Below are 23,199 nucleotides of genomic sequence, written 5' to 3' on the forward strand. Positions count from 1 at the left end.
TTCGTTCGGGATAGAATGCTTTAGCTGTACATAAAACAGCCGGGCAGACTCCCTGCCCGGCTTGTTGACTATCATATCATATTTGTGGTGAATTTATTCGGAATCCAATAGAGATTCAAACATATCAATCTTGTGTTTTACCATGTCGACACTTTGTTGCCAAAACACCTCGTTGCTCAATGTCATACCCAAATGTTTATCGACCACATCTTCAGCCATCATCGAGCCAGTATCGCGCAGGAGGTTGATGTAATCTGAGTAGAAACGTTCACCTTTTGCTTCCCTTTGCGCATACACACCTTTGCTAAACAGATAGCCAAACAAATACGGATAGTTGTAGAAACTGACTTCCGAGATAGAGAAATGCAGTTTACTCGCCCAGAAATAAGGATCCGCTTCCGTCATTGATTCGCCGTACCACTCTTTCCAAGTTTGGCTCATTAAGTCACACAGCTGCTCAGCGCTGAGCTCGCCTGCCATTCGCTTCTCATAGAACGCTTTTTCAAATTCGAAACGCACCGGGATGTTAATCATCAACGCGTAGCAACTCGAAAGTTCTTCCCAAAGCATCTCGAGTTTATCTTCGCGACTCTCCACTTGCTCAAAGAGATAGTCACGCACAATATTCTCTGCGAAGATCGATGCTGTCTCTGCTAGCGTCATGGGATAACGTGTTTGACACAGCGGCATATCTCGCATCACCCAGTTATGGAAAGCGTGGCCGAGTTCATGAGCAAGTGTCAGCAGATCCGAACGACTCCCACCCCAGGTCATAAACACCAATGGAGAGCGCGTTGCCGCAAATTTAGTACAATAAGCCCCAAGTCTTCTGCTGGCAGAAGGCGCGGCATCAATCCAGCCATTTTCCACCATCATGGCAACAAATTCCGCCATCTCCTCATCCACTTGGGCAAAGGCTTTAGTAATGATGTCAATGCCTTCATCAAAACTGTAGACCTTCGGCTCGCTGTCTGTCAGGCTCGGCATTCCTGCTAAGTGGTTCCAAGGTTTCATTTCATCCAAGCCGTGAACCCGAGCCATAAGTAGACCGGCTTTCTGGCCTATGTGACGATTATCTTTAGCGACTTGCATCATAGCCGTGAGTGTCTCTGGTTGAATGCGGCTGTCATGAAGACTGTTATCTAGGAAATGAACGTCTTTTGCGTAAGCGCGTTTTTGGTTTTCTGTGTGACGCCACCCCGCTAACGCGTTTAATATTCCGGCAAAGCTTTGCTGATGAGTTCTCATCGCTGTTTGAATACCACGCCACGCCGATTCCTGATTGTCGAAATCAGTGCCATACAAAATACTGGCAGCCTGAGAAAAACCAATACGGTTCTCTTCCCCTTCTGCCAGCTCGACCTCAAGTGAGCCTGTGATATTGTCGTACATTCGCCCCCAAGCATCACGGCCATCCACCTGCATGGCTGACAATAACTGCTCTTCAGCGACACTGAGCTTCGTCTCTGCCAGCTTTCGCGTGCATTCGATCTGGAACGCCTGGCCAGACACATCGCCATGCTCATGGTTTAAAACTTCAGAGATAAATGCTTGGGGCGCGTTAGTTAGAGTGTCTTCATAAGGAGTAAATGCTTGCGACAACTCTGAGCTCAATTTCGCAACTCGGCCAATCATGGCTTTCGCCTCACTGTCCATCGCATCGACAGACGCGTGACAAGTGGCAAAGGTGTTGATCGTCGCAAGCAGCTTGCCCGCCGCTTCGCTGGTCAATATTGCGTTTTGCATCACCGCAACCGAACTGCGTTTTTCTACGTTCAGTCCTAAAATTTGAATGCATTGTTGAACCAAAGCGACATCTTGCTCGATTTTACTATCATCTAATCCATGGTAAGCAATTGACAAATTCCAACTGGGTGTCGTCATGTTTTAATCCTTTATTTTAAGCGGCGTGCCAATAGAGCACACTCGCAGATACAGACTGTCCGCTCTACTTGCCTATCTGTAAACTACGTACAGCGCAGGGAACGATGACACTTGTGACGGCGTCACCTTTACATTATTCTGAATCAGTACGAAATGATGGGTGGGTGATTCAAGCAGTCCAAGCTCACTATGTGGTTTCGTTTTTATTGATTCGGTGCCAAATAATATCCGAATAAGATTGATCTAGCATACGACTTTATTTAGGTCTGGCGACGGTAAAGGTTTGGTCTAGGTTGGCGTATTGACTGCCACCTAAACGAGAAAGAGGGTTCACTTTTAGTGCATCAATAACTAAACGTTCTTGGTTATCTCCGATCACTTCCGGCGCAATGTATATGTCTTCAATTTGAGCAAAGACTAGGCTTTGAGGTGTTTCGCCAATTTCTTTAACTTCAAACAGCTTGCACCCAAAAGCAATTGGGCAATCTTTGATTCGGGGTAATTCGAACCCTTCAAAATCGACCAGCTCTAGTCCCGCTAAACCAACTTCAGATTCACCGTGTGGCAAGCTTGCTGAGGTCTGAGTCACTTGCTCAGCCAGATCAGCATTCGCGATATGAACCACCATTCTGCCTGTTTCAAGTACATTGCGGGTTGTATCTTTTATTTCTCCAGTTGGCTTCTTACCTACAGAGAACATCAACAAAGGCGGACTGCTAGAGATAGGAGTGAAGTAGGAAAATGGAGCTAGGTTGTAATCAGCTTGACCAGATTCCGTCAAAACCCAGGCGATTGGCCTAGGAATCACAGCCTGCGTCATTAGGTGGTACATCTGAGTAGGAGCGAGCGTGCTAGCGTCGATATTCATCTTGTTGATCCTTTTGGTATCGCGAGTCCCCTGTGAGTCTCAGAGTGTAACGTGAAATCAGTCAGTTAACACCCTTAACTATCAACGGAAAAACACTAGTCTCTTGTCATTTTTGCAATCAAATTGATACCAAAAATGAAACTTTTTTCATTTATCACCTATCTTATTAAGTGGGTACAACCTAATCGAAAGCTAACTTATTGAATTACCACAACCTGAATTTTAGACGGCACAAAGACTGCATGGTTTCAGCCGTGATGATGTTTACCCAACTTTGATAGTGCAAGGAGGTTTGTATGTTTGCCAATCAAAAGTCAAAGAAACAGAAGCAACACAAGTCGAATCCAAAGACTCAAAAACGAGTCCCTCTCTCTCTTACTTGACAACTCCACCATCAGATTTGGCCTCAATTAATGGGGCCAAACGTAATCCAATTTTACTCGCAACCTAAAAGGTTGATCACAGACTTTCTGCATTGGTTGTTAGATGCTCTATTCGTCAAGAATTACGAAAGGGATCCAATTTGTCTGAGTCTAGAGAGCTGATCGTTATGGTCGCCGGAGCAACAGGGTTAATAGGCACTGAGCTCATCAAACAGATGTTAGAAGAAGACCCTATCAGGCATATCTATGTACTGAGCCGACGCAAGCTGCCTTTTTTCCATCCTAAATTAGAGGTCATTCAAAATAAACAGCTTCAAGTACAGGAATGGGATGACAACAAACTGACACCCAAGTATGGATTTATCTGCCTAGGCACAACCATCAAGCAAGCCGGTTCTAAGCAAGAGCTAGAGCGAATTGATTATGAACTGGTGTGTGATGTCGCCCAGACGATGAAAGTACTTGGTGTTACCCATCTAGCGGTTGTGTCGAGCTACGGTGCCTCCGTACGTTCTCTTTCCCACTATCTTCGCTGTAAAGGGAAGATGGAAATGGCGATTGAACGTCTCGGTTTTGAACATATCACCATAGTTAGGCCAGGTCCCTTAGTGGGCTTAAGAGACAAACCGCGTACCGACGAGGCTGTGGTACAAGTAGTGCTTAAATCTTTGCGTCCACTCATGTTTGGAAAACTCGCAAAACTGATACCGATTCAAGCAAATGAAGTCGCGAAAGCAATGCAATATGGACTCATGGCGAATACTAAACAAAGACTTCAAACATTGGATAGCATTCAAATGCGAAGCTTGATTAACAAATATAAATAATGCGTCTATTTTCTCCGCTACTTGAGCAAATTCAACACAGCTCACATCTTTTAATAACTAAAACGAATACTAAATATCTTTTTTTCATTTCTATCCTACATTTCAAATCATTATCGTTTGTTACAGAATTTAATCCTGTAATCAATTTTATCAATAAATAACTTACAAACTCTCAACAAGGACTATTAATTATGTCAGTAGCGGCTATCGCTTCATTGGTGGTATTTGTCGGCATTATGTTCTTCCTCTATGGCCAGCAGCAAAAAGAGAAGACTCTATCACGACTTGTACTACTCGGTTTGGTACTAGGTAGCTCATTTGGCCTGGTGCTTCAGCTTGTATTTGGAGAAGGCAACCCTGTCATCGCGCAAACCCTAGAATGGGTTAACGTGGTTGGACGTGGCTATGTTGGCCTACTTAAAATGGTCATCATGCCTCTAGTCCTAGTGTCCATGATTGCAGCGGTTGTGAAATTAGAGAAAGGTGGTTCACTGGGCAAGATCTCAGGTCTGACGATTTCAGTGCTACTTGCGACGACCGCAATCTCAGCCATTGTTGGTATTGTCATCACCCAAGCATTTGGTCTATCTGCGGAAGGACTCACAGAGGGCGCACGTGAAACTGCTCGTATCGCCGTGCTTGAAAATCGCGTAGATACTGTTGCCGATCTCACTATTCCACAAATGCTGGTCAGCTTTATCCCTACTAACCCATTCGCTGATCTCACAGGTTCTCGCTCTACTTCGATTATTGCTGTGGTGATCTTTGGTGTTTTGACCGGTATTGCTGCACGTAAGGTGATGGCTGAAAAAGAACAGTTAGAAGCACCAATTCGTACTTTTGTTGAAGCAACTCAATCTGTTGTGATGCGCTTGGTGAAGATGATTATGGCCCTCACACCCTATGGTATCGCAGCGTTGATGGCGAAAGTTGTCGCGACATCCAGTGCAGGCGACATCCTAAATCTATTAGGCTTTATCGTTGCCTCTTACGTTGCAATCGCTCTAATGTTTGTGGTTCACGGTATTTTGGTGTCCTTCGTTGGGGTTAGCCCGAAAGAGTACTTCCAGAAAATTTGGCCAGTACTGACATTCGCATTTACCTCACGCAGCTCAGCAGCCACCATTCCACTCAATGTGGAAGCGCAAATCAACAAACTGCGCGTGCCTCCAGCGATTGCAAACCTTTCAGCTTCGTTTGGTGCAACTATTGGACAAAATGGTTGTGCAGGCATCTACCCTGCAATGTTGGCCGTGATGGTGGCTCCAACCGTTGGCGTAGATCCAACAGATATCAACTTCATCCTGTCTCTAGTGGCGATTATTGTGGTCAGTTCATTCGGTATCGCAGGCGTGGGTGGCGGTGCGACGTTTGCAGCACTGATCGTGCTTCCAGCAATGGGATTACCAGTAACCATCGCTGCGTTGCTTATCTCAATCGAACCTCTGATCGATATGGCGAGAACTGCACTCAACGTCTCCGGCGCTATGACGGCTGGCACCATAACCAGTCGTATCCTTGGCGATAAAGTCTCAGACGAAGAGCTTGAGGCTCAACAAGTCTAAAATGACCAAGCCCCGAGTGAACAACTCGGGGCTTTTTCTATCCGCTCAATTTTCTCACAATCAAGCGCATCACCCTAAATTTGTCTTCTTTGATTATTAAACCACTACATCATCAGTGACTAAAAATTAATATAAACGCATCAAACTATACATGCCGACAATATATAAAAACGAGCTTGCGTGTTATCACTTTTTAACCGAGCGCGTTATCTTAGAAAAAATAGCGACAATCCCATTAATAACAATAATTTATAAAGCCTTCTAGCTGCTAAGCGAGACTGGGCTGTCGGAAAACAAGCCTTTTCATACTCAAACCGAGTCTAACCCCAATAAACTGCATCAATGAACAGCACAAAGGCTAGAGCGAGCACCCCACTCCAAAACTCAGTGATTCTTTGCCTGCTCGTTGATAGCCAATTAACGCGAGGGGAGAGTTTGCTCTGCCTTAAGCGTTTTAACGATGCCATCTCGCTGACTATCACTCAATGGAAACCAGCGGTTCTTTTGGATCTGCGGTTCAGACAGTACTTCAAGCAGTGAATCTGGGCTCAGTTTCGCCTTCCCATGCGTCACCAGCTCAATTGGCTGTGCACACAAAGACTGCAAACGACAAATACATTGGTCGACATCTTGGGTAAAACACAAATTATAAGCGTTTTGGTTCTGCATCTTGATTAAACAAAGATCGGGAGTGCCACTAGATGGGGAGCAATGCTCAGTAAAGCGATTGAGTTGCGCTTGTCTAATAATCGCTTCGAGCCAGCTGTATTGGGACGTTTGTTTAGGGTCGGGCCCATTGAGCAGCGTCGATAAATCACGCATATGGGAGCGAATCGATTCAGGCTCGGTGTGAATGCGATAGCAAATAGAGTTGAGGACTTTCAGAACATGATCGGCCGTGAGCTTTGGCATGGCAACCTCCAACAGGAAAACATTTCCATCACCACACAGAGACCCCATAACAAAGGGTGGTGAACTGAACAAGGTTGGTACTACCGCTCACTAGTAAACGGCCAGCCTAGGCTGCCTCGCCCAGCTCACCGTAATACCAACCGGATTGTTCAAACAAAGACCAATCCGTTTTCTACAGGTGCGCCAAGGCAGCACATAGAGAGCAGCGTTTTGCTGACGCTCTATGCGACTAGTGAATTGAGGCGGGGTACGAATCCCGACACTGGATTTTGCCAGTGCTTTTGCAGGATATCGCTGGGGTTTAGAAGAGTCAACGCTTTCAGCACGCAGGCCGATTAAGTGGTCAAAAATCAGTACCTTGTAAAGAGGTGTGTTAACAATGTGTCGAGTAAAGGATGAGGTTTAGACAAGGCCGTCACAGAAAACGGCTTCTATTGTTTAAGGCTGAGAAGGGATACCCGACCAAGAAAGTAAAGATTACCAAGATGTGACGAACGATTTAGGGCGCTTTTGTACAAATATGAGTTTCATCAAACCTATAGAATCAAAGACGTTCAATTTGCATCTTCTCTACAAATTGAATGAAGTTATCTTTTGCAAAGCTCTCTAACTGCTCATTCCAAATTAGGCCAACATCCCATGAGCTATTTACCCCAGACAGCTCCCAAAAGGCAACATTTTCATTCGCAATATGCTTTACACTTGCAGGAACAATAGTGAAGCCCAAATTTGCTGATACGAGTGCCAACAATGTTTGAATATCATCGGCCTCCTGAACTACATTCAGTGTTTTCTCATGCTCTTCCAATAGCATGTTTATTTGTCGGCTTAGCCCCTTACCTCGCTCAGGGTTAAGCTGTAAATAATCGATTGAATCTAACAAAAACCACAGTTTGTTCTTGTCTATAATTTGACTTTTGTGCGTCGCAAGCACTAAGTGATCTTTACAGAGCTTCATGCCCTTCAGCGGAGCTACAGTTGGTAGTCGACTAAAACTGAGATGAAGATCCCCCTGAAGTAGCAATTCTGACTGCTTTTGAGATGGTATATCGTTAAGTGTAATGTGGATCTCTGGGTAGTATTTTTTAAACTTGGCTATGTAATCTGGTGCAAGGTAGTAGGAAGATATACCAAAACCTATATTGAGAGTTCCTGCAACTCCCTTGGCGACTCGTTGAGTTAGAGACTTATACGATTCAAAACTCGATACAATTCGTTGCGCTTCAGGTAAAAAGAGCTGCGCCTGCCGCAGTTAGACTGGCCCCTTGTCTTCCTCTCTCAAATAAAACTACTCCACAAAAAGCTTCAAGGCGCTGAATCTTCTTAGTTAAAGCTGACTGAGTGATGTGTAAGTGCTCTGAAGCTACTCGATAGTTTCCATCCATCGCTAACTGGCAAAATGTGCGTAAATCGACAACATCCATTCCATGCTCTCATTAATTATAGGAATTTTATTCATTATACGGAATCAGAGGAACTTTTTAAAATAGTTGATATTCACTAGGTAAAGGAACAATTATGAAAGATATCCGTGTTGCTACTGTCCAATTTAACCACCATGCGAACGACAAAAACTACAACTTATCGGTCATTCAAAGTTACGTAGAAGAGGCAGCTAAACAAGGGGTAAAAATTATCGTCTTCCCTGAAATGTGTGTGACTGGTTATTGGCATGTTTCGAAACTCAAGAAATCTGAGATCAATGATTTGTCCGAGTTCATTCCACAAGGAGAAACGTCTCAACGCTTGCTAAAAATGTCTGAGCAATACCAAATCAGCATCGGCGCAGGTTTAATTGAAAAGGACAAGCACGGAAATCTCTACAATTCTTACGTAATGGCAATGCCTGATGGGCAGATAGCCAAACACAGAAAGCTGCATACGTTTGTCAGTGAACACATGAGAAGTGGCAATGAATACACTGTATTTGATACACCACATGGATGCCGTTTAGGAATCCTGATTTGCTGGGATAATAATTTAGTCGAGAATGTTCGAATAACAGCATTAAAAGGGGCTGATATACTAGTCGCGCCTCATCAAACAGGCGGAACAAACTCTCGCAGCCCTAATGCGATGGGGTTGATTGATCCCCAACTTTGGCATAATCGTCACCAAGATCCAGATTCGATTCGTTCTGAAATGCAAGGTTCTAAAGGAAAAAAATGGTTATTGCGTTGGCTACCCGCGCGTGCCCATGACAATGGTATGTTCCTGATATTTAGTAACGGTGTTGGGGTTGATATGGATGAAGTTAGAACGGGGAACGCGATGGTGCTCAATCCCTATGGTGAAATTATCGCTGAAACTGACTACATCGATAATGATATGGTTATTGCCGATCTCAATGGGAAAGATCTAAATATGTGTACAGGCAGACGCTGGATCAGAGGTCGTAGACCTAATCTATACGCTCCCTTAACGATGGAAGGGAATGAATTGACACCTTATCAGGCAAGATTCTCGACACAAAAATAGATGGCGTAACTTATTGAGTGGTCGCCAACGAATAATACGTTGGCGCTTGTGAATAGATTTTTTCGTACAGAGCCGGTAGTAAATTCAGGACACACACCAAAAGACTCACCAAAAGACTTTCTTGAGGAAGCTTTCAGGTTCTTCAAAGTTGGGGGTGGAAAGACACTAAAAATAGTTGGAAGTCAGTAACAACGTCGACCGGAGCCTAGGTGATGGTTAATTATGAGGTTAACCATAAGCTTATAGTGCCTGTCCCTAAATGATTTACGCTTGAAAAACGCTAATATTGCAATTAAATTAATCGCTTACAGTTTATGTGTCTTAACAATGTGCACTGGATTCGGTGTAGGTGGCCATTTAAATGATTGAAAAAACGATTTTAAAAAATCAATCAATGAACTCGTCCTTAAACCGCGATGATTCTGAAATCTATCTGTAGAAAAGTACAACGAGTCTACAAAATCGCACTGACTACCTTGTTAGTGGCTGTTATTTCATTGTCTTCTTTGTTTATCGGCGTAGAAAACATCGTTTCGTTGAATCAGCCTGTTGGTGAAGTCGCAATGTATTCACGTTTTGATCTCGCTGTTCTTCCTGTGGGGGTCGGGCTTTTCGTTTTTGTTATCCTCGGTTGTTTTTACGTATTAAAAGAAGAGCGTTGGGAAGATAGGCATGGGCCTGTATTGCCTCTTTCTATCGTCGGGGCGTTTATCATTGCATTTGTAGTGACAATGGTTACACCAACGATATATGAATCCAAGTTTAAGCAAGCAGGATTAACGCAGTGTTCTGGGCTGCCTGCTACATACCTCCCCATGTTTGGTAAGAAGTTTGCGATAGATTCTTCTGATTGCAAATAGCATAAATTCAAGACACACACCAAAAGACTAGAAAAAGAACTGAAGCCGTGCCTGTCCCCCATTGGTCGCGCCTTGAATCGACGCTTACCACCAGTAGTAGTCTTGAAATTCGTTTGGATCATGAGGTAAGGATGATAACCCCTCTCGATCTTGCAGGTAGAGAGAGGAAAAACGACTGCGTTTTTGCCTCGGCGCAAGATTGACCACCTGATCCATCAGTGCGGAAAGTTTTGGATCAGATAAGGGCGTACTGGCCACCACCAACTCTTGAATTTTCGGATAGAGCTTTTCATACTCGGCGTTTGATAACCATCTCATTACCATTGGGTTATTTGTTCGCGTTCGGGCTAAGGATATCGCGGTGTCCCCTTCTTTATCTTTGAGCCCGGTGTCGGCTCCTGCCTTAATCAGCGCTCTCACGACATCCGCTTTTGAACGATCACTGGCTTCCATAAGCGCGGTTCTTCCGTCAGCATCTTGTCGATCAATATCCACCTTGGCATTGAGAAATTCTCTGACTGCTTCGAGGTGACCACGGGCACTGGCGATAAAAATAGGCTCTCGACCATGGCGATCGGTAGCGCTTGTGTTGGCCCCGAGTTTAAGCAGTGTTTCAATCGCCGATGGCCACCCGTAGAGACTCGCCGCCACTAACGGGGTTTCTCCATCTTTGTTAAGCGTCTCGATATTAACCCCTGCTTGTACGAGTAGCTCAATAATCTCGGCAGCACCTGCTCTTGCGGCTTCACCAATAGGAGTACTGCCGCCGTTAGACAACGCTTTCACGTTTGCCCCTGCCTCGATCAACAATTTGGCAATGACGGCATGGCGCTGTAAACTGGCGGCCATCAGAGCCGTTCGACCATACTGATTGGTGACTTCAGTCTCTGCGCCTTCCGCTAACAATGTTTTTACTGTCTGGGCGCAGTCATTGTCAACCGCATAAATGAGCGCAGGTTTTTCTTGTTGAGTGCGGGTATGACGACAAATTTCTGGTTCGACTGGCAAGTTTTTGATATCAATGGATTGCCTGTATTGGCTAAAAAGCGCCACTATTTTGCGACTGTTGTTTATTTTTGCATAATCTAAAGCGGAATAGCCCGTCGAATCCCGTATATAGGTTTTCGCATTTGCTTTCAGTAACGCGTCTACAACATCAATTTTTCCGCTGTAACTTGCAAGTATCAAGGCCGTACGTGCAGCGCTTTGATTGTCTTTGATATCAAGATCTACATTGGCTGCAATTAGCTTTTCTACAATCTCAGTCCGCCCCTTTTGACTGGCATACATGAGGGCTGTCCAGCCTCTATGATAGTCCTGAATCGTTAAGTCAGCGTTCGCATCAATCAGTTGCTCTGCAATGGCGGCGTCCCTTTGTGTGCTGGCGTACAGCATGGCCGTCATGCCCGAATGATCTTGCACATTGAGATCGGCCTTAGCGGCAATCAGTTTCTCGGCCACATAAGCATTATTCTCGAGGGCGGCATACATCAGCGCCGTTACACCATCGTTATCCACTAAATTGAGTTGCGCTTTCGCCTTGATCAAATCTTCGATCAGTAAGGGGCTCTCTCCTCGGTGTTGAAGCATCGTGGTGGCGCTATGTCCTCGAGCCGCATGCATCAGAGGCGTGATGTTGTACAAATCTCGATTATCAGGGTTGTCGCCCAGTTTGATAAATTCTTTAGCTTTATCTAAACAACCAAATTTAACCGCAATCGGTAAACGAACGAGCGGATCGTTAAACAGTTTTTCCTTTTGGCAGTGGTAGGACCCGGCGTGAACTTGGCTAATAGTAGTGGCGATTAAACATGCCAAGGCCTTCTTAAGCATGAACTTTCCTTTTTTGGGGAGGGGGAGACATACTAAATCGAAATCATAAAAACTGTAAATAAAATCAACTAGATTCATTTAAAATCCATGTTGACTCTAAAGGTACGTTCATTCACCCCAACCCACAGGCGCCATCAATGGGGTTTTGAACGAGACCGTCAAAGGTGCCCGGATTTCGCCAACACCTTACTCACCTTGAATAATAAATTCAGGGCACACACCAAAAGACTAATTATGGGGTTAACCATAAGCTTATAGTGCCTGTCCCTAAATGACTTAATACATCAAGCTTATCGCTTGTTTCTATAAAGACGCTTTTCTGCACTGACACTATTTTTTAGTGCTTTCTGAGACGAGCCCTACGAATCCCTACTAACCAACTCACTAAGATATATTTCTCTGTTCATTAGCAAGCATAAGGCTTTCTAATGTTTGAGATCGAAAACAGTGAGACCAACCTCTTAAGTCCATACTAACGTAGTGGAAAAGGCAGTGCTCCATACCACAATAAAAATATAAAACTAAATGCACAAAAGGACACTAACAATGGCGCTCAGAATCCTACTCCTTCTATGCACAGCAATCCTGCTTGTTGCGTGTCAGACTACCTCTAACAAGTCTTCTACTAACAGCACCAACCGCTACATAGCTAATGTGTTTAACCCAGAAAGAAATGAAGTTCGTCTCTATTTCACTAAAACCTGCCCTATCTCAGGCGACACAAGCGTTGAAAAAGGTGGAGCGACAGCTGCTATTGCCGCAGCTGTCATTCCATCAATCATAAACACTGCCGTAGAGAGCATAGTCAGTGCCTCTAAACAAGCGGGCGAGGATAAAGAGTACTCTGCTTCAGCCATACAAAGTGGGCACTTTTATAACCGCCCTTGGGATCATACGATTGACACCATCAATAGCGATACAGGTTGTATGGTTTTAGTAGCCGGTAATTTTTGGGGTGAGGAAGATCTATCTGCGTTGCCTGATTACTTGAAGCCCGCCAAGGTAGAAAAAAATGGGGAGATCACGAGTTTCTATAAATTTATTGGGCTGAAGCAATCTCCCACCCTATACATTGAGTTTGATATTGATGCTTCTTCAAACAGAAAGGCATTCCGATTAATTACAAAGGTTCTGTATCAGAGTGAAACTCTTCTCAAGCACAAAAACGAAGGGGTGTCTGAAGACATAGTTTTAGCTTTTGACTATCGTAAGCCTGGCAGTTCTGAAGACAGTGGCACTTTTGCTTCTTCTGCGCTTATCTTAACTGGAGTTGAGCTAGGCCATGTATACACCCCCGATAAGTTAGTAACAAATTCAGGCCCTGTTTTCACCAGTACCTGGATGAGCCTGCCAGAATTAGAAGCCGACGCAAAAAACACTTTAATAGCAATCAACAAATTAAATGATGATATTGGCAAAGATAAAGAAACTCTATGTTTGCTCGAGCTTGAACTTGAGGGATCTTCAGCCAACTGCGAGGCCTTCTATGAACTCGACATATTCTCTGATCAGATTAAAAAGACTTACATAGATAAAGTTAACGCTAAGGCTGCTCACACTGAGAGTAAAAGGCTAAAAGAAATAGCCGAAGCCAAGAATGAGAGTAGTAAGAAAGCAGTAGACGCAAAGTACAAAGAAACAATAGCGACCGAGCGATACACAAGTACATCTAAGCTTATAAACACAACACTGACACACCAAGAAAGAGGTATTGAACTACAAGCACTCAAAAGGTCACTAGTTCAGGCTGGATTCTTTGAAGTTCACATGCAACTCACAGAAACCACCAAAGGGAATGCCTTCTTTGCAAAGGTTGGAAATATTTTGAGTACATCAGAGGACGATTTAAAGAAAGCTCTGAAAGCTAAGTATGATCCCACCACTAAGAAAGCGAATGAAGACGCATTAGCTAAGGAAATGGAGGCCGATCTCGTCGCGCTGTACACATTGCAAGGTCAATTGATAGAGGCAGAAAGGAAGCTCAATAAAGCCCAGATAGACATGCTTGCAGTGACAGACGAAAAATCACGAATTGACGCCCAATTTAACATTGCATCAGCGGAACTAGAAGTCACAGAACTCAAACGCAGAATTGCGTTACTTGAGTAGTTGGTTGACTTAGCAGGCGCGAATTATAGAAAAAGCAGAGTTGGCGGTTTTTGGGTTGAAACTTTGTGCTCAAACCAATAATCCAAGCAATCTTTGAGGGTGACGAAGTCTGTTTCGCCGGTTAGGGCAATTTCAGGGGTTCTGCCCTCTTGTTTCAGCTCAAGCATCCTTTTGTGGATTTGCCTTGCATTCTTAAGGCTGATTATCGGATACTTCCCGATACGGATGCGTTTGTTTTTACCATTGAACCTGCAACGGTATTGAAAGTGATGTTTGCTTTGGGCGATATTTTCGCAATGAGCCCTTCACCGTCACTCAATTCTGCTCGGCCGCTATATTCAGATTGCTTAGCAATCGCCTTTAGTTGCTTATCTGTGATGCTCAATTTGTATGCCTTAAAAATTAGGACACAGCACTTACAGAATTTGGACACATATTTAGACGCAAGTGCAAATGTAAAACGTGCAAAAACTAAAATATTCAAATCAAAATACAGCAACATGACTAGCGCGAATCGACTGATTTACAAGGCTTGATTTGAAGAATTACCAACAAAATAATAATGCTATGAACAATACCGAACAGCCCACATTCTTCTTTTTTGATTATGAAACGTGGGGAACCAGCCCAGCAAAAGACAGACCGTCCCAGTTTGCGGGTGTACGCACCGATATGGACTTCAACATTATCGGTGAGCCTCTTGTTATCTACTGCCAACCACCTTCAGACTATCTTCCATCGCCTGAAGCTGCGCTTATTACTGGTATCACGCCTCAAACAGCGGTTAGTAAAGGGCTACCAGAACCGGAATTTATTGCCAAAATTCATGAGCAGTTGTCTACGCCAAACACCATCAATTTAGGCTACAACAGCATTCGATTTGATGATGAAGTGACACGATACACCTGCTACCGAAATTTCATCGATCCATATGCTTGGAGCTGGCAAAATGGCAACTCTCGTTGGGACTTACTTGATGTTATGCGCGCCTGCCATGCGCTTCGTCCGGAGGGCGTTACCTGGCCGGAGAATGAAGAAGGCTTTACTAGTTTCAAGCTAGAGCACTTATCGGTGGCCAATGGTATTGAGCACGAGAATGCACACGATGCAATGGCCGACGTTATAGCAACGATCGAAATGGCCAAAAAAGTCAAAGCTGCTCAACCTAAGCTGTTTGATTATTTCCTTAGCATGCGCCACAAACGTAAACTCAACGAACTGGTCGATATCGTCAACATGACGCCGCTTATGCACGTATCGGGTATGTTGGGGCGTGAATGCAATTACACCAGTTGGGTGGTGCCAGTCGCTTGGCATCCAACCAATCAGAACGCAGTGATTGTTATCGATCTAGCGAAAGATCCTCAGCCGTTATTGGATTTAGATGTTGAACAGTTGAATCAACGCCTCTACACCAAACACTCTGAGCTTGGCCAAGACGAGCTACCTGTGCCAGTCAAACTTATCCATCTCAACAAGTGCCCTATTTTGGCGCCAGCTAAAACACTAACGGCCGAAAATGCAGCTAACATAGGCATTGATAGAGAACAGTGTTTACAAAACCTTGAACGACTAAGACAACACCCAGAAATTAGAGAAAAACTCAATTCGCTATACAGCATCGAGCGAGAATACGAAAAGAGCGATGATGTCGACACCATGCTTTACGACAGTTTCTTCTCTCCTGCGGCAAAAAAATCAATGGACATCATACGAGAGACTGAACCAAACAACCTTTCTGCCCTTGATATAGCGTTCTGTGATGAAAGAATTGCTCCACTTCTATTTCGCTATCGGGCAAGACATTTCCCGGGGACATTAGACGAGGCGGAACAAAAAAAATGGGCGGAACACTGCCGCGAGTACTTCGAAAGTCGAATTGAAGACTACATGCTGAATTTGGAAAACTTAGTTCACGAACATGAGAGTGACGATAAAAAGATAGCTGTCTTAAAATCGGTTTACCAATACGTTCAAAAACTAGTATCTTAACAACTTATTGCCTGCACCCTATAACATCTAGGCCTCATCACACAATAAAAACACTACGTTGATCGAGGCCAGTGAGCAAACTGAACCCACGGTTCAGGGCTTACACATACGCAAAAGTTGATAAAATTTGGACGACACTACCTATGGCGAAAACCTTGCTTAAATACGTCGTATCTATGGGGCTGATTTTCCTCTGCCTCATGGCAGGCATGAACCTTCAAAACCTTCTAGATATCTCTATTCCGGGAAGCATTATCGGTATGCTTATCCTATTCGCTCTCCTTGCCAGTGGTCTAGTACCTGTTGAGTGGGTACGCCCAAGCGCCACGTTGTTTATTCGCTACATGGTACTTCTGTTTGTACCGATCAGCGTCGGACTCATGGAGCATTTCGATCTGCTTTATAACAATGCCCTGCCCATTCTCGCTAGTGCCGTTGGAGGCACATTGATCGTCATCGTTGTGCTTGGGCTGATGTTGGATAGAATGCTAAAGCGAGGTGACCAATAATGTGGCTAGTGGTAACGATTATCGTTTTCTTATCTGCGCGCTGGCTATGCCAAAAGGTCAGTAGCCCTTTTATGAACCCTCTGTTAATCAGTTTAGCTGTCATGATCCCGTTGCTTACCTATCTTCATGTGCCGTTTGAAACTTATTACGACGACAATAAATGGATTAATTTCCTACTTCAACCTGCTGTGGTTGCCCTCGCTTATCCTCTGTATGAACAACTGCCACAGATACGCGCTAACTGGCGGATCATTATGTTAGCGTGTGGTGTCGGCAGCATCATGTCGATGCTAACAGCCACGGTTATTGCGTCCTACATGCAAACGGATCTCTCTTTGATCGCTAGTCTACTTGGCAAGTCGGTTACGACTCCCATCGCAATGGAAGTGTCGAGCCATCTTGGCGGGGAGCCAGCTATTGCCGCTATTCTGGTTTTGCTGGTTGGCCTGTTTGGCGCCATCTTGGCTTACCCTATCTACAACTGGCTTAACATTACACACCCTATTGCTAAAGGGTTGACGATGGGTACGGTCTCACACGCCTTAGGTACCGCAACTTGTGCCGAAAAAGACGCTCAAGATGCCGCCTTCAGTTCTTTAGCACTGGTAGTTTGTGGTGTGATCACCTCCGTCCTCGCCCCCTCATTCTTTGCGCTGGCTATTTGGCTAGCAACATAACTATTGCGTCGGGTTGCTTATCCTCGCATTCCGACGCACATCACTTTATCGAAGAGTGCAATCGTTATCATGTGTGAGCTCACTCTAATTATGAAACAACAAAATTCATTACATTATTTTATGTGACTAAAATCTCAGAAAAGTTCTCCGTGTTACATAAAATGTAATACCAGTATCAGGGCAAGCCACTCTAAACAGGTAACTCAGGCAAGCCCCAGATACCTATTATTGCTTAAACAAGGATTCAATATGAGAAGCCGCATTGAACAAGCGCTGTCTGAAGCGCCAGCTAAAGTCGCAGAGTTCCTTTCTCCTATTTTGTTAGCGGATGATTTTGACGCGACGCTCTCTTCGGAACAATTTGCAGAGCTATTAACGATTTCCGGCTTGGAAGACGATGAACTGCGTGTCTCACTACTTCCTTTTGCCGCCGCTTACTCTTATGCGCCGATCTCGAAATTCTACGTGGGTGCCATTGTTCGCGGCCTCACCGGACGCCTGTACTTTGGAGCAAACGTTGAGATCTTAGGGGCCCAACTCGGCCAAACAGTTCATGCCGAACAATCCGCCATCAGCCATGCCTGGATGAAAGGCGAACAAGGTATCTCTGACATCACAATCAACTTTAGCCCATGTGGCCACTGCCGACAGTTTATGAACGAGCTGACGACGGCAGACAGCTTGGTAGTCCAACTACCTCAACGTGATGAAAAAACACTAAAAGAATACCTACCTGAATCCTTTGGTCCATCTGATCTTGGCATCAAATCCGGTTTGATGGCGACTATAGATCACGGCAAAAAGTGTCAAGAGTCTGATGAAATGATACTGAAAGCCCTGAGCGCCCTCAATAAGAGCCACGCGCCGTATACACACAACTTAAGTGGCGTGAGCATCAAGCTGAAAAACGGCAAAGTGTATCAAGGTGCCTATGCTGAAAACGCAGCATTTAACCCTAGTCTTCCACCTCTACAAGTGGCACTTATTCAACTCTTACTTGATGGTGAATCTTTTGACGATATTGCAACAACCGCGCTAGTGGAAATGTCTGAAGGTTCTATTAGTCACCTCGCCGACACGCAATCAACTCTGGAAGCCATTAACCCAGATATTCCTGTTGCGTATCTGGCCATCTAAGACAACAAAACGAAAAGGCGCTGAAAAAGCGCCTTTTTTGTAGTCTAATCAAACATCAAAGAAGGGAGTCGGATCGACATTTAGGTTAGACGGAGCAATCGCTCTCTCGATTTTATACTGGCTATTTTTAATATCGACAAAGCTAACGTCAACAAAGCGCTTGTATTTACGCGAATAAAAACACTTCACTTCTGGTTTTAAGGGCTCATCTGGGTTCGATGTCCAAACAATACCTACCCTGCCATCATTGAGCTCGACCAATGCTCCCACAGGATAAACACCGATACAGTTGATGAACTTATAAACCAAGTCCCGATCAAGATGAAATGGCGTTAAACTCAATATTATCTTGAACGCTTCCGCCGAACTCATCCCTTTTTTGTAACAACGGTCGGCAGTCAACGCATCGTAAATATCAACAATACAACTCATTCTACCATGCAGCGGAATTTCCTCGCCTTTCAAGCCTTTAGGGTAACCATTACCATCTAACTTTTCATGGTGCATCAAACAAACATCTCGGCTGATGTCTCCTAATCCGTCCACCGTAAGGATAATCTCTTCAGCAAACACCTGATGCAGCTTCATATGATCAAACTCCTCAGGTGTGAGTTTGCCAGGTTTATGCAGAACTTTGTCATCGACCTTAATTTTACCAACATCATGAATGATGCCGCCGATTGCAAGCTGTTTAAGCGTGTCCTTTGGCAAATCAAGATGCTTACCAAAGGTGACGAGTAAGGTTGCAACATTGACTGAGTGTTCAAGCAAGTATTCGTCTTTGTTACGCAAAGCAGAGACACAATGTAACGCATCTGAATCAATCAATACGGTTTCAATAAGGTCGTCGGCCCACCCCTCCAATTCATCGACATGAATCGACTTATCATCAAACGTTTGGTTGAGGATTTTTTGAGCCAGATCTTTCGCTTCACGGATGATCTTTGAAGCTCGCTTTTGCTTAGAAAACCGGCTCATAGACTTTCGCTTTACCGGTGTGGTCGGTGCACTTTCTTCGGGTAGAACCTCCTCAACCACCGGCTTAAAGACACTTCCTTTGACAGAAAGGTTTTGGTCCACCCACGCAAATCTAATTCCATTTTTGATCAGCTGCTGAATAGCTTGCTGGGAGGAGACTCTACCAGCATTGGCTAAATTAACGCGTTCGTTATCTTCGATTGCGGTAACAAACATTCCAACCGTCAACGTATCAATTGGAACCTTTATGGAGTTGCTTGGATCGTATTTCATCTATCGGCTAAGGCTGCTATTGTTAATTTTATAGTTTGAGTGAATTATAAGCTCAAACTCATCATTCTACTTGAGTATTCTCATTATTGATACAAATCACAATAATAATTTGTTTGTTACATCAAAGTTTCACTGGTCTCAATCGCTCTAACTTACTGATGAAATTCGTTAATAAGGAAACCAGCATCATTCAAATTTTTTTTCCTCTTTGGTAGTCTGAGTGAGGTTTCGTGGTCTTGCACTGTGTCCTCCCCTTACAAAAAGCAAACGTTTGCTTTTTGTCTGTATATCCGTATGATTCGAGTCAATTTCATATCCGCGTATTTAAAGGTTATCTATGTTTGGTACTGCAACTCGCAACAATGCGACACGAGTTTTACTCCTAGGCTCGGGAGAGCTTGGAAAAGAAGTCGCTATTGAATGTCAACGTTTGGGCTTGGAGGTCATCGCTTGTGATCGATATGAAAATGCCCCCGCAATGCAGGTAGCACACCGTAGCTATACACTGAACATGCTTGATGGTGATGCGCTAGAACAGCTCATCGCCAAAGAAAAACCTGATTACGTAGTACCTGAAATCGAAGCAATTGCTACAGATAAGCTGGTTGAGCTTGAAGCCAATGGCGTCAATGTGGTCCCGACAGCGAATGCTACTCGCCTAACAATGAATCGAGAAGGAATTCGGCGAATGGCAGCAGAACAACTTGGCCTCAATACTTCCCCTTACCATTTTGCAAGCTCCTATGAAGAGTTCACTCAAGCCATTGAATCTGTTGGCATACCATGCGTGTGTAAACCGATCATGAGTTCTTCAGGCAAAGGTCAAAGTGTCATTAAATCAGCGACAGACGTAAAAGCAGCATGGCAATACGCTCAAGAAGGTGGCCGCAACAGGCGCAGGGCGCGTCATTGTTGAAGGTTTTATCGATTTTGATTATGAGATTACGTTATTAACCGTCAAAGCGATTGATGGCATCCACTTTTGTGATCCGATCGGACATCGCCAGCAAGACGGTGATTATCGTGAATCTTGGCAACCTCAAGCGATGTCTCAAGCCGCCCTATCTGCCGCACAGCATGCCGCTAGTAAGGTGGTCAATGCATTGGGAGGCCGTGGCATCTTCGGTGTCGAATTGTTCGTCAAGGGTGACACTGTCATTTTCAATGAAGTTTCCCCTCGCCCGCACGACACCGGCTTGGTCACTCTCATGTCTCAAGACAGTTCTGAATTCGCACTGCACGTACGCGCTTTCACTGGCTTACCTATTTCAAGTATCACTCAATACGGTCCAACCGCATCTGCCGTGATTTTAGGGCAAGGTCAATCCGAGAATATTCAGTTTGAGGGAGTCACCGACGCTCTAGCCGAGCCGCAAACTCAGCTACGTTTGTTTGGCAAACCTGATATCAACGGACGAAGACGATTAGGAGTGAGCATTGCTCGGAGAGACACCATTGAGCAAGCAATAGAAAGCGCTGTCGCCAGCGCAGCTAAGGTAAACATCGTTTATTAAAATAACAGCCCCTGCGCTCAAACACAGGGGCTGTTATCATTCGCTCTCGATCAAATACACTTCTTCTGCAAAGTGGGATAAGCCTTTCTTCGCTATCTTCGGGTGCTTCTCATCAGCATCATCACGATACAGTTTGGAAATTTTATATTCTGAGAACAGTTGGCGAACTTCAGACTCGGCGACTGAAAATGGAGGACCCGCCATTTCAGCCTGTGGGTAATCCAAAGTGACCAACAGAATTCTACCGCCAGGTTTAAGCAATGACTTGATTCGTTGAGCGTAATCGGTGCGCATTTCTTCTGGCAATGCGACGAGAGCAGCGCGATCATACACAATCTCGACAGGCTGAACCGGCGCAGTAAAGATGTCTCCGTTGTAAATAGACAGTTCATCAAACTGATACAATTCGTGCTGTCCACTTATTGAGATCACCGTAGGCGTATAAAAATGTTCAGAAAAAAAAAGAGCGTACAGCAATTTTACTCAGTTCTACGCCTTGAACATCGTCATGCTTGGTCGCCAACCAGACAAGATCTTCTGTCTTGCCGCATAGTGGGACAAACACTTTATCCTCTCTGCTCGGTTTTGTTTCGGACCAATACTGAACCAGCAATGGATTGACATCTTCGCGGTGAAAACCAATTTGGTTTGATGCCCATTTACTGTGCCAAAATTCTGGATCTTTCATTTCTATTCCCTACCTGACGTGACTGCGTCATAGCCTATACCAAAGCATTTCTGAGTGGTATCCCTCAAGCTGTATAAATCGTTCAGATTAGGTTCAGGTTGGGTGTTTATACTTATTTACAACTTGAGAATGAACCATAAGCGAATCAGACGCTCAAATAAACTGAGAGAGTTCAAATAATCAAATCATGGGGTAAACCGATATTGTAATTCGCCAGAAAGCCCCAATATAAAGAGTAGAGATAAGTACGTTTTGGCTGTTGAGCCTTTTCTTGCACCGTTTACCCAAGACGCTACGAATCTAAGGAGTGTGAATGAGCCTATTTCTGCGAACTACGGCCCTGATGCTTTTAATGCTCAGCCGCGCACCAGCTTTCGCCGCTATTCCAACAACACCCGGTAGTGAAGAAAATCGTTCAACGAACCAGAACGAAGTCTGTTCCAAAGCATTCAAACATAACCTAAGTGGCCTGTATGGCATCCAATCCACGCCAACAACTCCTGTTCAGCCCTACTCTGATTTCGATGTTCTTTACAGCAAAGCACACCAAGCTCAAGCTGAACTAGAAATGCTCTGTAAGAGCACCGCAATGTTGACCTCAACGGACGCTTACTTTGCCGGAGTGAAGTCGGCAGACAGAGCAAAACAAAAAATCGCTTACGAACTGGATGGGGATACAGAACGTATTACTGACCTCGCCCGTGCAACGATTGTTGCCAATGATATCGAAAGCTTGATGTCGGCTTATGAAGTGTTAAACCGTGAAACCACTGTCGTGAAGGTAAAAAATCGCTTTAAGAAACCCGGCGCTTCGGGCTATCGTGACTTGAATCTGTTAGTTCAGCTTCCAAAGACCAACATAGTTGCTGAAGTCCAGCTACACCTTAAAGCCATTGCTGATGTAAAAAGCGGTCCAGAACATGACCTTTACGAACGTATTCAGAAAATAGAGCGTCAAGCCGCTTCAGAGAGTCGAGACATCAGTGAGTTTGAATTCGCCCAAATTAAGACAATGCGAGCTCAATCAAAAGCGCTTTACCAACAAGCATGGCTGCCTTATATTACCACCCATCTTAGTGCCGCCTAGGCCCAATGAATTAGAATCGCCCTCTCCGATTGAGAGGGCGATTTTTCAAGGAAGACAGTGTGACCCCACAACAACAAACATACCTAGACCAATATCTCACCACTTTGACACCTCAGCAGAGAGAAGCGATACCAAGTACCATCGCTGAATACTTTTGCGCTGATGAGTTTAATGCCAACGAATGCGCCAGATTGATAAACGAAGGTGTGAAGAGAGCATCTTGTAGTCTGAAGCAAGGCTACGATATTGAACAAGAGCCCCTTCCTCAGGTTGGTCGAATCACGGTAGTGCTTAACTGGCAACAGGAGCCAGTGTGTATCATTCGCCTGACAGATGTTTCAGTTTGCCCTTTCGATCAGGTTAGTGCAGAGTTTGCTCGCTCAGAAGGAGAAGGTGACCTCAGCTATGAATGGTGGCGTGAAGCACACATTAAGTTCTTTACTCAATACGCAGGTGAAATTGGCGCCGAATTCAATTTACAGTCCGAATTGGTACTAGAACGATTCGAAAAAGTGTATCCACTGTAAAGCTTACCCAGCCCGACTGCTGAGGGTTAGCCAGACGCCCCCTCAGCACATATCCGATCATAAATTCGGCACGCGATAAAATCATAAACTATCATTTT

At 44.6% G+C, this 23,199-nt stretch carries 16 protein-coding genes and 4 pseudogenes; 12 read left to right on the forward strand and 8 right to left on the reverse strand.

Annotated elements, in window-relative coordinates:
• Nucleotides 1-93: 93 nt before the first annotated feature.
• The gene (locus KW548_11145) at nucleotides 94-1,884 is read right to left on the reverse strand and encodes a M3 family oligoendopeptidase (GenBank protein QXX05747.1); all 1,791 of its coding nucleotides are present in this window, start codon (nucleotides 1,882-1,884) and stop codon (nucleotides 94-96) included.
• Between the two features lie 256 nt (nucleotides 1,885-2,140).
• Nucleotides 2,141-2,752, reverse strand: coding sequence for a flavin reductase family protein (locus KW548_11150; GenBank protein QXX05748.1), 612 nt, complete (start codon nucleotides 2,750-2,752; stop codon nucleotides 2,141-2,143).
• 550 nt (nucleotides 2,753-3,302) lie between these two features.
• Between KW548_11150 and KW548_11155 the strand changes: the two genes are divergently transcribed.
• Together KW548_11155 and KW548_11160 are read left to right on the forward strand one after the other, a co-directional pair.
• Nucleotides 3,303-3,962 (forward strand): NAD(P)H-binding protein, encoded by a 660-nt coding sequence (locus KW548_11155; GenBank protein ID QXX08042.1) that lies wholly within the window; start codon nucleotides 3,303-3,305, stop codon nucleotides 3,960-3,962.
• Between the two features lie 191 nt (nucleotides 3,963-4,153).
• Entirely contained in the window at nucleotides 4,154-5,527 is a 1,374-nt protein-coding gene (locus KW548_11160; GenBank protein QXX05749.1) for an L-cystine transporter, read from the forward strand.
• Between the two features lie 417 nt (nucleotides 5,528-5,944).
• Here KW548_11160 and KW548_11165 read toward each other — a convergent pair whose 3' ends face one another.
• On the reverse strand, nucleotides 5,945-6,439 hold the full coding sequence (locus KW548_11165; protein QXX05750.1) for a hypothetical protein: 495 nt from the start codon (nucleotides 6,437-6,439) through the stop codon (nucleotides 5,945-5,947).
• Between the two features lie 544 nt (nucleotides 6,440-6,983).
• Nucleotides 6,984-7,863, reverse strand: a pseudogene (locus tag KW548_11170) (LysR family transcriptional regulator).
• A 91-nt stretch (nucleotides 7,864-7,954) separates the two neighbouring features.
• On the opposite strand from KW548_11170, the gene KW548_11175 reads away from it, so the two are divergent.
• On the forward strand, nucleotides 7,955-8,917 hold the full coding sequence (locus tag KW548_11175; protein ID QXX08043.1) for a nitrilase family protein: 963 nt from the start codon (nucleotides 7,955-7,957) through the stop codon (nucleotides 8,915-8,917).
• Nucleotides 8,918-9,333: 416 nt separating this feature from the next.
• Entirely contained in the window at nucleotides 9,334-9,777 is a 444-nt protein-coding gene (locus tag KW548_11180; GenBank protein QXX05751.1) for a DUF2079 domain-containing protein, read from the forward strand.
• A gap of 84 nt (nucleotides 9,778-9,861) precedes the next feature.
• On the opposite strand, the gene KW548_11185 is transcribed toward KW548_11180, so the two are convergent.
• Nucleotides 9,862-11,610 carry an ankyrin repeat domain-containing protein gene (locus KW548_11185; protein ID QXX05752.1) on the reverse strand — a complete coding sequence of 583 codons (1,749 nt, stop codon included), beginning with the start codon at nucleotides 11,608-11,610 and terminating at the stop codon, nucleotides 9,862-9,864.
• Nucleotides 11,611-12,264: 654 nt separating this feature from the next.
• Here KW548_11185 and KW548_11190 point away from each other — a divergent pair.
• On the forward strand, nucleotides 12,265-13,719 hold the full coding sequence (locus KW548_11190) for a hypothetical protein (GenBank protein QXX05753.1): 1,455 nt from the start codon (nucleotides 12,265-12,267) through the stop codon (nucleotides 13,717-13,719).
• A 47-nt stretch (nucleotides 13,720-13,766) separates the two neighbouring features.
• Here the strand turns inward: KW548_11190 and KW548_11195 are convergent.
• Nucleotides 13,767-14,104: pseudogene (locus tag KW548_11195) on the reverse strand (Arm DNA-binding domain-containing protein).
• 182 nt (nucleotides 14,105-14,286) lie between these two features.
• Between KW548_11195 and sbcB the strand changes: the two are divergent.
• The 4 genes from sbcB (at nucleotide 14,287) to cdd (ending at nucleotide 18,034) form a co-directional block, all read left to right on the forward strand.
• Nucleotides 14,287-15,711, forward strand: a complete 1,425-nt coding sequence (gene sbcB / locus KW548_11200; protein ID QXX05754.1) for an exodeoxyribonuclease I — start codon at nucleotides 14,287-14,289, stop codon at nucleotides 15,709-15,711.
• A 143-nt stretch (nucleotides 15,712-15,854) separates the two neighbouring features.
• On the forward strand, nucleotides 15,855-16,220 hold the full coding sequence (locus KW548_11205) for a CidA/LrgA family protein (GenBank protein ID QXX08044.1): 366 nt from the start codon (nucleotides 15,855-15,857) through the stop codon (nucleotides 16,218-16,220).
• On the forward strand, nucleotides 16,220-16,897 hold the full coding sequence (locus KW548_11210) for a CidB/LrgB family autolysis modulator (GenBank protein QXX05755.1): 678 nt from the start codon (nucleotides 16,220-16,222) through the stop codon (nucleotides 16,895-16,897). Before KW548_11205 ends, KW548_11210 begins: the two co-directional genes overlap by 1 nt.
• 249 nt (nucleotides 16,898-17,146) lie before the next feature.
• Complete coding sequence (gene cdd / locus KW548_11215) at nucleotides 17,147-18,034, forward strand: cytidine deaminase (protein QXX05756.1); 888 nt, start codon at nucleotides 17,147-17,149, stop codon at nucleotides 18,032-18,034.
• Between the two features lie 48 nt (nucleotides 18,035-18,082).
• Here cdd and KW548_11220 read toward each other — a convergent pair whose 3' ends face one another.
• Nucleotides 18,083-19,285: an HD-GYP domain-containing protein gene (locus KW548_11220; GenBank protein ID QXX05757.1), complete on the reverse strand. Its 1,203-nt coding sequence runs from the start codon at nucleotides 19,283-19,285 to the stop codon at nucleotides 18,083-18,085.
• Nucleotides 19,286-19,622: 337 nt separating this feature from the next.
• Between KW548_11220 and purT the strand changes: the two are divergent.
• Nucleotides 19,623-20,799: pseudogene (gene purT, locus KW548_11225) on the forward strand (formate-dependent phosphoribosylglycinamide formyltransferase).
• Between the two features lie 36 nt (nucleotides 20,800-20,835).
• Here purT and KW548_11230 read toward each other — a convergent pair.
• Nucleotides 20,836-21,487 (reverse strand): annotated as a pseudogene (locus tag KW548_11230) (thiopurine S-methyltransferase).
• A 313-nt stretch (nucleotides 21,488-21,800) separates the two neighbouring features.
• Between KW548_11230 and KW548_11235 the strand changes: the two are divergent.
• Both KW548_11235 and KW548_11240 read left to right on the forward strand, forming a co-directional pair.
• Entirely contained in the window at nucleotides 21,801-22,574 is a 774-nt protein-coding gene (locus tag KW548_11235) for a phosphoribosylglycinamide formyltransferase (protein QXX05758.1), read from the forward strand.
• 59 nt (nucleotides 22,575-22,633) lie between these two features.
• Complete coding sequence (locus KW548_11240; protein QXX05759.1) at nucleotides 22,634-23,101, forward strand: ASCH domain-containing protein; 468 nt, start codon at nucleotides 22,634-22,636, stop codon at nucleotides 23,099-23,101.
• Nucleotides 23,102-23,199 lie beyond the last annotated feature (98 nt).

It is taken from the genome of Vibrio neptunius, from assembly GCA_019339365.1.
Taxonomy (GTDB): domain Bacteria; phylum Pseudomonadota; class Gammaproteobacteria; order Enterobacterales; family Vibrionaceae; genus Vibrio; species Vibrio neptunius.

What these genes read in the sequence shown, in the direction of transcription:
- KW548_11145 (QXX05747.1), bottom strand. Translation starts at nt 1,884, where the DNA reads ATGACGACACCCAGTTGGAATTTGTCAATTGCTTACCATGGATTAGAT.
- KW548_11150 (QXX05748.1), bottom strand. Translation starts at nt 2,752, where the DNA reads ATGAATATCGACGCTAGCACGCTCGCTCCTACTCAGATGTACCACCTA.
- KW548_11155 (QXX08042.1), top strand. Translation starts at nt 3,303, where the DNA reads ATGGTCGCCGGAGCAACAGGGTTAATAGGCACTGAGCTCATCAAACAG.
- KW548_11160 (QXX05749.1), top strand. Translation starts at nt 4,154, where the DNA reads ATGTCAGTAGCGGCTATCGCTTCATTGGTGGTATTTGTCGGCATTATG.
- KW548_11165 (QXX05750.1), bottom strand. Translation starts at nt 6,439, where the DNA reads ATGCCAAAGCTCACGGCCGATCATGTTCTGAAAGTCCTCAACTCTATT.
- KW548_11180 (QXX05751.1), top strand. Translation starts at nt 9,334, where the DNA reads ATGATTCTGAAATCTATCTGTAGAAAAGTACAACGAGTCTACAAAATC.
- KW548_11185 (QXX05752.1), bottom strand. Translation starts at nt 11,610, where the DNA reads ATGCTTAAGAAGGCCTTGGCATGTTTAATCGCCACTACTATTAGCCAA.
- sbcB (QXX05754.1), top strand. Translation starts at nt 14,287, where the DNA reads ATGAACAATACCGAACAGCCCACATTCTTCTTTTTTGATTATGAAACG.
- KW548_11205 (QXX08044.1), top strand. Translation starts at nt 15,855, where the DNA reads ATGGCGAAAACCTTGCTTAAATACGTCGTATCTATGGGGCTGATTTTC.
- KW548_11210 (QXX05755.1), top strand. Translation starts at nt 16,220, where the DNA reads ATGTGGCTAGTGGTAACGATTATCGTTTTCTTATCTGCGCGCTGGCTA.
- cdd (QXX05756.1), top strand. Translation starts at nt 17,147, where the DNA reads ATGAGAAGCCGCATTGAACAAGCGCTGTCTGAAGCGCCAGCTAAAGTC.
- KW548_11220 (QXX05757.1), bottom strand. Translation starts at nt 19,285, where the DNA reads ATGAAATACGATCCAAGCAACTCCATAAAGGTTCCAATTGATACGTTG.
- KW548_11235 (QXX05758.1), top strand. Translation starts at nt 21,801, where the DNA reads ATGAGCCTATTTCTGCGAACTACGGCCCTGATGCTTTTAATGCTCAGC.